Below are 8600 nucleotides of genomic sequence, written 5' to 3' on the forward strand. Positions count from 1 at the left end.
GTCGATGGCCAGCTGCTCGACCACATCGACATGCTCGCAGCCGCCGTAGTAGCGCTTGCCCGGATAGCCTTCGGCGTACTTGTTGGTCAGGCCGCTGCCCTGGGCCTGCATGACCCGCTGGCTGCAGTAGTTTTCCGAGGCGATCAGCTCGATGTGATGCTCCTGACGCGCCTCTTCGGCGTTCATCGCCGCCAGCAGTTCGTCGTCGTAGCCCTGGATCTGGTCGTGTTTGCTGAACATCTCGATTCTCCCTGCGACAGTCTTGGGTCGCCTGTTGTTATGGATCAGGACGTAGCGCCAACCCCACTCCCGTTTGGGAGTCATCAGCAGACGCATTGCTGTGCGCATCGGCTGGCGGCGGGATGGATAACGCCTGTTGCAGCGGATTGTGCGAAATGCACCTGGCGACCGTTTGCTCATTTCCGACGCGAAAGTGTTCAAACTGGTCTGCTGGCGGAGCAGCGGAGCATGCCCGAGCCGATCAAAGCGCTCGGCAATGGGTGTAAGATTGCAGCCGACGCAGGTGTCACCCTGCCGTCCAACAACAATAAAACGCACAGTTGCCCCGGCTGCCGGCCCATGGCCTGCCAGCAAGCGCGAGCGGCTGCAGTGGAGGAGGAAAGAATGGCACCAGCATCGCCCCCCTTGGCACCGGCCGATAGCCAGCTTGCCGCGCGGGTGAAAACCTTTGGTTTCCTGCTGAGCCCCAACTTCACCACGATCGGCTTCGCCTGCGCGATCGAGACCCTGCGCATGGCCAACCTGGCCGCCAAACGCACCCTCTTCCGCACCCTGCTGATCGCCGCCGACCACGAGCCGGTGCGCGCCAGCAACGGCATGTGCGTGGTGCCGGATCACTCGATCAGCGACGCCCCCGAGCTGGACGCGCTGTTCGTGGTCGGCTCCAACCCGATCCCGGCCAAGCACGACCGCAACCTGCTCAACTGGCTGCGCAAGTTGTCCCAGCACCATGTGCCGCTGGGCGGCATCTGCACCGGCAGCCACCTGCTGGCCAGCGCAGAGCTGCTCAAGGGCTACCGCTGCACCATCCACTGGGAAGACATCGAGCAGCTCAAGGACAGGTTCCCCGGCATCATCATCTCCAATCAGCTGTTCGAGCTGGACCGCGACCGCTACACCTGCTCCGGCGGCACCGCGTCCATGGACATGACCCTGCAACTGATCGCCCGCGAACCGGACGGGGTGGAGATCGCCACCCGCGCCGCCGAACTGCTGCTCTGCGACCGCATGCGCGGCTCCCGCGAACAGCAGCGCGTGCCCTTGCGGCAGAAGCTCGGCAATACTCAGCCGAAGCTGAGCCAGATAGTCGCGATCATGGAGGCCAACCTGGAGGAGCCGCTGGAACTGGAAGAACTCGCCCAGCTCAACGAGATGTCGGTACGCCAGCTGGAGCGACTGTTCCACAAATACCTGGAACGCAAACCCAGCCAGTACTACCTGGAGCTACGCCTGAAACGCGCCCGCGACCTGCTGCTGCGCAGCGAGGCGCAGGTGCGCGACATCGCCCTGTCCTGCGGCTTCGCCTCGCCGGCGCACTTCTCCAAGTGCTACAGCCGCTTCTTCGGCCACTCGCCGCGCGGCGAACGCAAGCAGAGCGCTCTGGGCTGAGCGCTCGCCCCCCCTTTCCGCGCACCACGCTCACACGTTGAAACGCCCCAGCAGCTGATCCTGCTGGGCCACCTGTTCGACCATTACCCCACATTGCCGGACCTGCTGCTGGGCGCCAGCGGCCATCAGCTGACTGATGTCGCGGATGTTGGTGGTATTGCGGTTGATCTCCTCGGTGGTGGCGCTCTGCTGCTCGGCCGCGGTGGCGATCTGCAGGTTCATGTCGTTGATACGGGCGATCGCCTCGCGGATGCGTTCAAGCACCTGGTTGGCAGCGCCGGCATCGTCGGCGGTCTGGCTGGCACCGTCGCGGCTTTGCTGCATACGCGCTTCCACCTGTTTCACCCCATCCTGGAGTTGGTCGATCATCTGGCGGATTTCCTCGGTCGATTGCTGGGTACGCGAGGCCAACGAACGCACCTCGTCGGCCACCACGGCGAAACCACGCCCGGACTCACCGGCACGCGCCGCCTCGATGGCCGCGTTGAGGGCTAGCAGGTTGGTCTGCTCGGCGATACTGACGATCACCGCAAGAATCGACTCGATGTTGTGGCTGAGCTTGACCAACTGATTGATCGCCTGGCCGGTGCCGTCCATGTCGGCGGCCAACTGCTTGATCGCCTGGGTGGCACGTGCAACCACAGCGACGCCATTGTCGGTTTCCAGGTTGGCGCCGATTGCCGTTTGGGCAGCGGTTTGTGCGTTGCGCGCGACCTCCTCGGCAGTGGACGCCATTTCCTGCATGGCAGTGGCCAGTTGGTCGAGTTCCTGCAACTGCTCCTGCAGACGACCGGCGGACAATTCGGCTTCGCTGGAGGTCAGCGAGGTGCTCGCACGCACTCGCTGTGAGCCGCCCATCATCTCGCCGATCAAGCCCTGCAGGTAATGCAGAAAACTGTTGAACTCGCGCGAAACCTGGGCGATTTCATCGCTGCCGCTCGCTGGCAGGCGACGCGTGAGATCGCCCTGGCCGCTGTTGACCTCGCGCAACGAGGCACTGAGTTGATCCAGGGGCTTGAGCAGCCGCCTCATCAACAGCCCCAGCAGCACCAGGCTGATGATCACCCCGAGCAGGGTGCCGAGCACGGCACGTTGACTGAGGGCATCGACCTCGGCCATGACGATGCGCTTGTCCAGGACCACGCCGATGTACCAGTCCATGCCCGCGAGACGGGACAACGGGATGAAGGACACCAGCAGATTCTTGTCGCCGCCGGGCTCCTGTAGGGCCTTGTCCAGCGGCGGGCTCTGACCGTCGAATAGCTCGCTGTACGGCTTGGCGTTTAGTTGGGTATCCGGGTGGGAAATGATGGTACCGCTGCGGCTGAGCAGGAACGCGTAGCCTGCGCCGTTGAAATCCAGGGTATTGATCGCGTCGGCCACTGTCTGCAAGCGGATATCGCCACCGAAGGCACCCTTGAACGCCCCTGCCTCGCTGACCCGAGCCACTGCGGATATCAGTATTTCACCCGTCCCGGCTACCGCGTAGGGTTCGGTCAGTACGGCCTGCGAAGCGTCACGCGCCTGGGCATACCAGGGCCGCTGGCGGGCGTCCCAGTCGGCCGCAGGTTCCCAGCTCGGATCGTTGCTGAGCGCTCTTCCGCCAGTTGCCTCCAGCCCGCCGAACATGGAGAGAAACTGCTCCATAAGCACGGGGGAAGCGAAAATCTGTTCTATCTGCGCGTCACTGAAATTACGGTCTATCTGCTGCGCTGCCATGTCGATCAATTGCAACTTGGCGTTCAGCCAGGCCTCGATCTGGCGCGCCAGTGCCGTGCTCGATTCGTTGATGCTGGTTTCCACCTGCTGACGCAAGGTGTCGCGCACCTGGCTGATCTGGGTCAGCGACAACAGGCTGGTGGTGAGCAGCAGAACCAACGCTGCGGCTATCGCCACCTTGGTGCTTATCCTCATTGTGCTTGAACTCCCGTAGAAACTTGACGCCAGTGATTGGCGGGCCGCGGATAGCAAAAGGCCACGGACTTGGGGAAGACCGTGGCCTTGCTCAACTGATCAGAACTCAGCGTCCGCGCTGCACCACCGGCAGCCGGGTACGGGTGAGGATGGACACCGCCACATAGCAGAAGGATGAGGCGAGACAGCCGATCAGCGGCCCCTCGACCCAGCCGATATCGGTGGTCAGCAACAGCCCGCCGCTGGTGAAGAAGCCGACCAGCATGGCCGTCAACGCGCCGGCGACGTTGCCCTGCCAAAAGGTGGAGATGAACACCGGGCCGATCATCGCCGCCAGCAGGGTGCCGGAGCCGAGGATACCCAGCCAGGACAGCATGAACGGCGGCGCATACATCATCATCAGCAGCCCCAGCAGCCCCAGCGCCACCACCGCGATGCGATTGACGGTCAGGGCATGCGGCGAGTCCGTCTCGGCATGCTTGTTCAGCGCCAGGCGCAGGTCATGCGAAGTCGCCGACGCCACCGTGTGCAGCATAGAGTTGGCGGTGGACTTCATGGCGAAGATGATGAACAGGGTGATCAAGCCCTGTAGCGCCGGGTGCATGAAGGTTTGCAGGTACATCGGCATGGCGTTGTCGGGATCGGCCAGTTGCGGGCCGAAGGCGCGCATGTACAGACCAACGATCGGGATCAGGCTGAGCAGACCGCCGAGAATCGCCACATACACGCCGACCTTGTGCATCTTCACTTTCGGCCGGAATGCCAGGAAGCGAATGGCCATGTACGGCAGTACCGCGGCGAACAGGAAGGCATAGGGCAAGACCAGGAACACCGAGGCCTTGCTTTCGCCATAGGGCGCCGCCGTGCTCGGGTTGAGCAGGTTCGGGTCGATGCTGTTGAGGTTGGCTTCCCACATCCCCAAGTCGACGCTGGTGAACATCTGAATCATGATCACCACCGCCGCCACCGCCATGCCGCAGACCATCACGGTATCGGTCCAGGCCACCGCGGCCAGGCCGCCGAGCATGGTGTAGAGGATGATCACCGAGATCATCAGCCAGGCACTACTGGTCATGTCGATGTTCAGCCAGGAGGCGCCGAGCATGCCGACCGCCTTGATCTGGCTGACTAGGAACACCATCAGCAGGATGATCGTCATGACCGCCGCCACCCCTTGCAGCAAGCGGCCGCCAGCACCGCCACCATGAATCTGGCCGATGTACTCGGGAATGGTGTTGCTGCCCATGTGCAGGGCACGTTTCTGCATGTGATTGGCGAAGAACAGCACCGCGATCATCATCGCCGGGGCGAAGAAGAAGTTGCCCAGCAACTCGATGGCGCCGAACTCGTAAGCCACCGCCGGCGACCCCATGAAACCCCAGCCGCTGAAGCCGGTGGCGACTATGGTGCTGGCGCCGACGAAGGCACCGAGGCTTCTGCCCGCGAGGAGGAAGCCACCCTCATCGCTGTCCTTGACTTTGCGCGAGGAGACAAAGCCGATTCCGATCATTACCGCGAAGGTGACGATCAGCAGGCCCCAGTTGAACAGTTCATAAAAGTCCATCGTGCTTACTCCGCTTGTCCGGCTTTTTCTTTGGCGGAACGGCACAGATAGGTTCCGGCCGCGATCAGGAGCATGAGAATGTTGAGCGCTACAAAGAGCGTGAGTACCCAGGAATTCATAATCATTGCCTCATTTTTATATTTGTAATGACAGCTAACGAAAGAACGAAACAGCTACAGTCGATATGCTTAAGGGGTAAATCGGTTACCCCGCGGGCAATTCGGTCGGCGCGCACCACCCTTGAACGTGGTCACGGCTTGCCCTTGTGGTGATCCGCCAGCGCCCCTGCCAAGGCAGCACGCGCGACACACATGACGCCCGTCCAGCGCTCCTTGACTGTGACACTCATGAGTGAAAGTGGCCGCTGTTGAGTGGCCGGGTGAACGCGTTGCCACATGCCGTCCAGCGACCGATAGCAAGCCGCGTCAGCAGCAAAAGGAACGTGACTAAAACACTTGGCTCTATTCACCTTATTGCCTCCTGGCCGATTGGCCTGAGCGGACGGCGGTGGCGTGCCGCGCCCTGCGTGGAGGGCACGGCACCGGCCGGGCATCACTTGCGAATGATGTTTTTCTCCGGGCCGTAGGGGAACTTGGTGATGTTCTCCGCGCCCTGCTCGTTGACGATCAGGATGTCGTGCTCGCGGTAACCGCCCGCGCCCGGCAAGCCTTCGGGCAGCATTATCATCGGCTCGATGGACACCACCATGCCCGGCTCGAGAACCGTGTCGATGTCTTCGCGCAACTCCAGACCCGCCTCACGGCCGTAGTAGTGGCTGAGGGTGCCGAACGAGTGGCCGTAGCCGAAGGTGCGGTATTGCAGCAGGTCGTGCTGGAGGAAGATCTCGTTCAGCTCGCGGGCGATGTCGCTGCAGCGCATGCCCGGCTTGATCAGCTTGAGGCCGGCTTCGTGCACCTCGACGTTGACCTGCCACAGGCGCAGGTGCGCGTCGGAGCAATGGTCGAGGAACAGGGTGCGCTCCAGCGCGGTGTAGTAGCCGGCGATCATCGGGAAGCAGTTGAGGCTGAGGATGTCACCCTTGTTGACCTTGCGCGTGGTCACCGGGTTGTGTGCGCCGTCGGTGTTGATGCCAGACTGGAACCAGGTCCAGGTGTCCATCAATTCGACGTCGGGGAAGGTGCGGGCGATCTCGCGCACCATCGCCTGGGTGGCGTGCAGGGCCACTTCGTACTCCGGCACCTGATCCTGCAGGGCTTCGACCACCGCGGCACCGCCGATGTCGGCGATACGCGCGCCGTGGCGGATCATTGCATGCTCCTCGACCGACTTGATCAGGCGCATGCCCATGCAGGGTGCGGCGATATCCAGCAACTGTGCATCCGGGTAGCGGGCGGCGAGCTTGTCACGGTTCTGCAGGTTCAGATGATCGAACTCGATACCAATGCGACGCGCCTTGGGCAGGGCCTGCTGGATAGCGACGAAGAAGTTGTCGCGCTGCCAGTCGGTGTAGACGATGTTGTCGGTGCCGACGGTACGCCGCCAAGGCTGGCCGCCATCGATATTGGCGCTGATGGTCACGGCGCTGTCCTGGGTCACCACCAGGGCGTAGGGGCGGCCGAACGAGCAGAACAGGAAATCGCTGTAGTAGTTGATGTTGTGGTACGAGGTGAAGATCGCCGCGTCGATGTTTTCGGCGGCCATGTGGCTACGCAGCCGGGCCTGGCGGTTGGCATATTCCTGGGCGGAGAAGGTCGGCTGGACCTTCTGGCCATTCTGAATTCTGAGCGTCTTGGGCATTTGCATGGAGTTGATCCTTGTTGTTTTCCAGTGACTCGGCCCACCGGTCTGGTTAGCCGTTGGAAAGCATTGCAACAGATACAAACAGCCGATTTTTGTACGTTTCCGACCCGAAGTTGGTCAGATCCGCTGCGCCTGCCCAGGCATATATCGAAGCGTTGTAAGCCGCTTGAAAAGCGCTACGCAATGCATGCGCGGATCGTTGCTTTCCAGCGCAGCCGGCCCAGGTACAAAAAAGCCCCGCCCGGTGCGAACCGTGACGGGGCGTTGTGGCATAGAGCAGGATGGACGCCGGTAAACCGTAGGATGGCGTTGAGCGTAGCGATACCCATCACCGAGAACACCGCGCCGCATTAGATGCAGGGCGGCAATCACGGTAGATCGCCTTGGTCAACTTTGGCTCGGATGCGGTGATCGTTGATGGGTATCGCTACGCTCAAGCCTACGCGGCCCGCCACATCCTACAAAAGCCCTCGGTCGCATCTGTCGATACAGCGGTTCGTACTACGCTCAGTGCATGGCCAGGCGACAGCGTTGCGACTTGCTCAGCCGCTCGTTGCTCGGCGCCACGCCGAAGTGCTCGCGGTAGCACTTGGAGAAGTGCTGTGGGGACAGGAAGCCGCAGTTGCTGGCCACCTCCACTATCGGCAGGGCCGTCTGCCTGAGCAGCTGCCGCGCCTGCAGCAAGCGCAGTTTCAGGTAATAACGCGACGGCGAACAACGCAGGTATTGGCAGAACAGCCGCTCGAGCTGGCGCCGCGACAATTCGACATAGCGTGCCAGCTTATCGAGTTCGATGGGCTCTTCGAGATTGGCCTCCATCAGCGTTATCGCTTCCTGCAACTTCGGCTGGGCACTGCCCAGTGCCTGGCGGAACGACATATGGGGCGGCCCGGACTCGCTGCGCACCTGTTCGAGCACCAGGGTTTCGCTGATCGCGTCCACCAGTGCAGGACCGTGGCTACGGCCGATCAGTTGCAGCATCAACTCCAGCCCGGCGGCGCCTCCCGCGGCGGTATAGCGATCACGGTCGAGGACGAAGCGCTGCGGGCTGAGTGAGACCGCGGGAAACGTCTCGCGCATATCCACCTGACAGTCCCAGCTCACACAACACTCGTAGCCCTGCAACAGACCGGCACTGGCCAACACCCAGCTGCCGCTTCCCAGCGCCCCCAGGTGCACGCCGCGCCGCGCCTGATCCTGCAGCAGGCGGATCTGCTCGGGGTCGCAGTCGCGCCGCAGGCCTTCTGCGCCACACAGGATCAAGGCATCCAGCGCCGGCTCCGTCTGTGCAGCGCCATCCGGAGTCACCAGCATGCCGTTGCTGGCGCGCACGGCACGCCCGTCCGTAGTCAGGGTCTGCCAGCGATAGAGGCTGCGCCCGGAAAACTGATTGGCGCGGCGCAAAGGCTCGAGTACCGCGGCCAGGCTGATCAGGCTGAAATTGTCGCTGAGCAAAAAACCGATCGCCGTCAGGGCGACCTCTGCGGGCTGCTGCAACGCCTCGTAACTGGACATGCTTAGCTCTCCTCGGCACAGGCCTGTGAGTGGAACCTGACGCGATTGGCGATGGGCGTGGCGGCGCGACTCAACACTCGATAGCACTCACCGCCAGGCCGCCGCGCGAGGTTTCCTTGTACTTGTCGTGCATGTCGGCGCCGGTGTCGCGCATGGTGCGGATCACCCGGTCGAGCGAGATGAAGTGCTGGCCGTCGCCGCGCAGGGCCATCTGCGC

6 protein-coding genes and 2 pseudogenes are annotated in these 8600 nt (G+C 62.6%); 1 reads left to right on the forward strand and 7 read right to left on the reverse strand.

The window, feature by feature from the left end:
• Positions 1–240, reverse strand: a pseudogene (glyA, locus tag G9C89_RS24630) (serine hydroxymethyltransferase); the annotation flags it as partial.
• Positions 241–624: 384 nt separating this feature from the next.
• On the opposite strand from glyA, the gene G9C89_RS24635 reads away from it, so the two are divergent.
• Positions 625–1629 carry a GlxA family transcriptional regulator gene (locus G9C89_RS24635; protein ID WP_172153305.1) on the forward strand — a complete coding sequence of 335 codons (1005 nt, stop codon included), beginning with the start codon at positions 625–627 and terminating at the stop codon, positions 1627–1629.
• Between the two features lie 30 nt (positions 1630–1659).
• On the opposite strand, the gene G9C89_RS25660 is transcribed toward G9C89_RS24635, so the two are convergent.
• From G9C89_RS25660 to G9C89_RS24660, 6 genes and pseudogenes are all read right to left on the reverse strand, one after another.
• A complete protein-coding gene (locus G9C89_RS25660) occupies positions 1660–2490 on the reverse strand; it encodes a methyl-accepting chemotaxis protein (protein WP_390623863.1) in 831 nt (276 codons plus the stop codon).
• Between the two features lie 27 nt (positions 2491–2517).
• Positions 2518–3543: pseudogene (locus G9C89_RS25665) on the reverse strand (HAMP domain-containing protein); the annotation flags it as partial.
• Positions 3544–3649: 106 nt separating this feature from the next.
• Positions 3650–5107: a sodium:solute symporter family protein gene (locus G9C89_RS24645; protein WP_172153309.1), complete on the reverse strand. Its 1458-nt coding sequence runs from the start codon at positions 5105–5107 to the stop codon at positions 3650–3652.
• A 552-nt stretch (positions 5108–5659) separates the two neighbouring features.
• Positions 5660–6871 (reverse strand): M24 family metallopeptidase, encoded by a 1212-nt coding sequence (locus tag G9C89_RS24650; protein ID WP_172153311.1) that lies wholly within the window; start codon positions 6869–6871, stop codon positions 5660–5662.
• A 504-nt stretch (positions 6872–7375) separates the two neighbouring features.
• Entirely contained in the window at positions 7376–8383 is a 1008-nt protein-coding gene (locus G9C89_RS24655; RefSeq protein WP_172153313.1) for a GlxA family transcriptional regulator, read from the reverse strand.
• A 70-nt stretch (positions 8384–8453) separates the two neighbouring features.
• Positions 8454–8600 (reverse strand): L-serine ammonia-lyase, iron-sulfur-dependent, subunit alpha (locus G9C89_RS24660; protein ID WP_172153155.1); only part of this gene is annotated, 147 nt, incomplete at its 5' end.

Source organism: Pseudomonas tumuqii (assembly GCF_013184545.1).
GTDB lineage: Bacteria > Pseudomonadota > Gammaproteobacteria > Pseudomonadales > Pseudomonadaceae > Aquipseudomonas > Aquipseudomonas tumuqii.

Coding starts and splice junctions, on each gene's coding strand:
- G9C89_RS25660 (WP_390623863.1), bottom strand. CDS start 2,490: ATGATGGGCGGCTCACAGCGAGTGCGTGCGAGCACCTCGCTGACCTCC.
- G9C89_RS24645 (WP_172153309.1), bottom strand. CDS start 5,107: ATGGACTTTTATGAACTGTTCAACTGGGGCCTGCTGATCGTCACCTTC.
- G9C89_RS24655 (WP_172153313.1), bottom strand. CDS start 8,383: ATGTCCAGTTACGAGGCGTTGCAGCAGCCCGCAGAGGTCGCCCTGACG.
- G9C89_RS24635 (WP_172153305.1), top strand. CDS start 625: ATGGCACCAGCATCGCCCCCCTTGGCACCGGCCGATAGCCAGCTTGCC.
- G9C89_RS24650 (WP_172153311.1), bottom strand. CDS start 6,871: ATGCAAATGCCCAAGACGCTCAGAATTCAGAATGGCCAGAAGGTCCAG.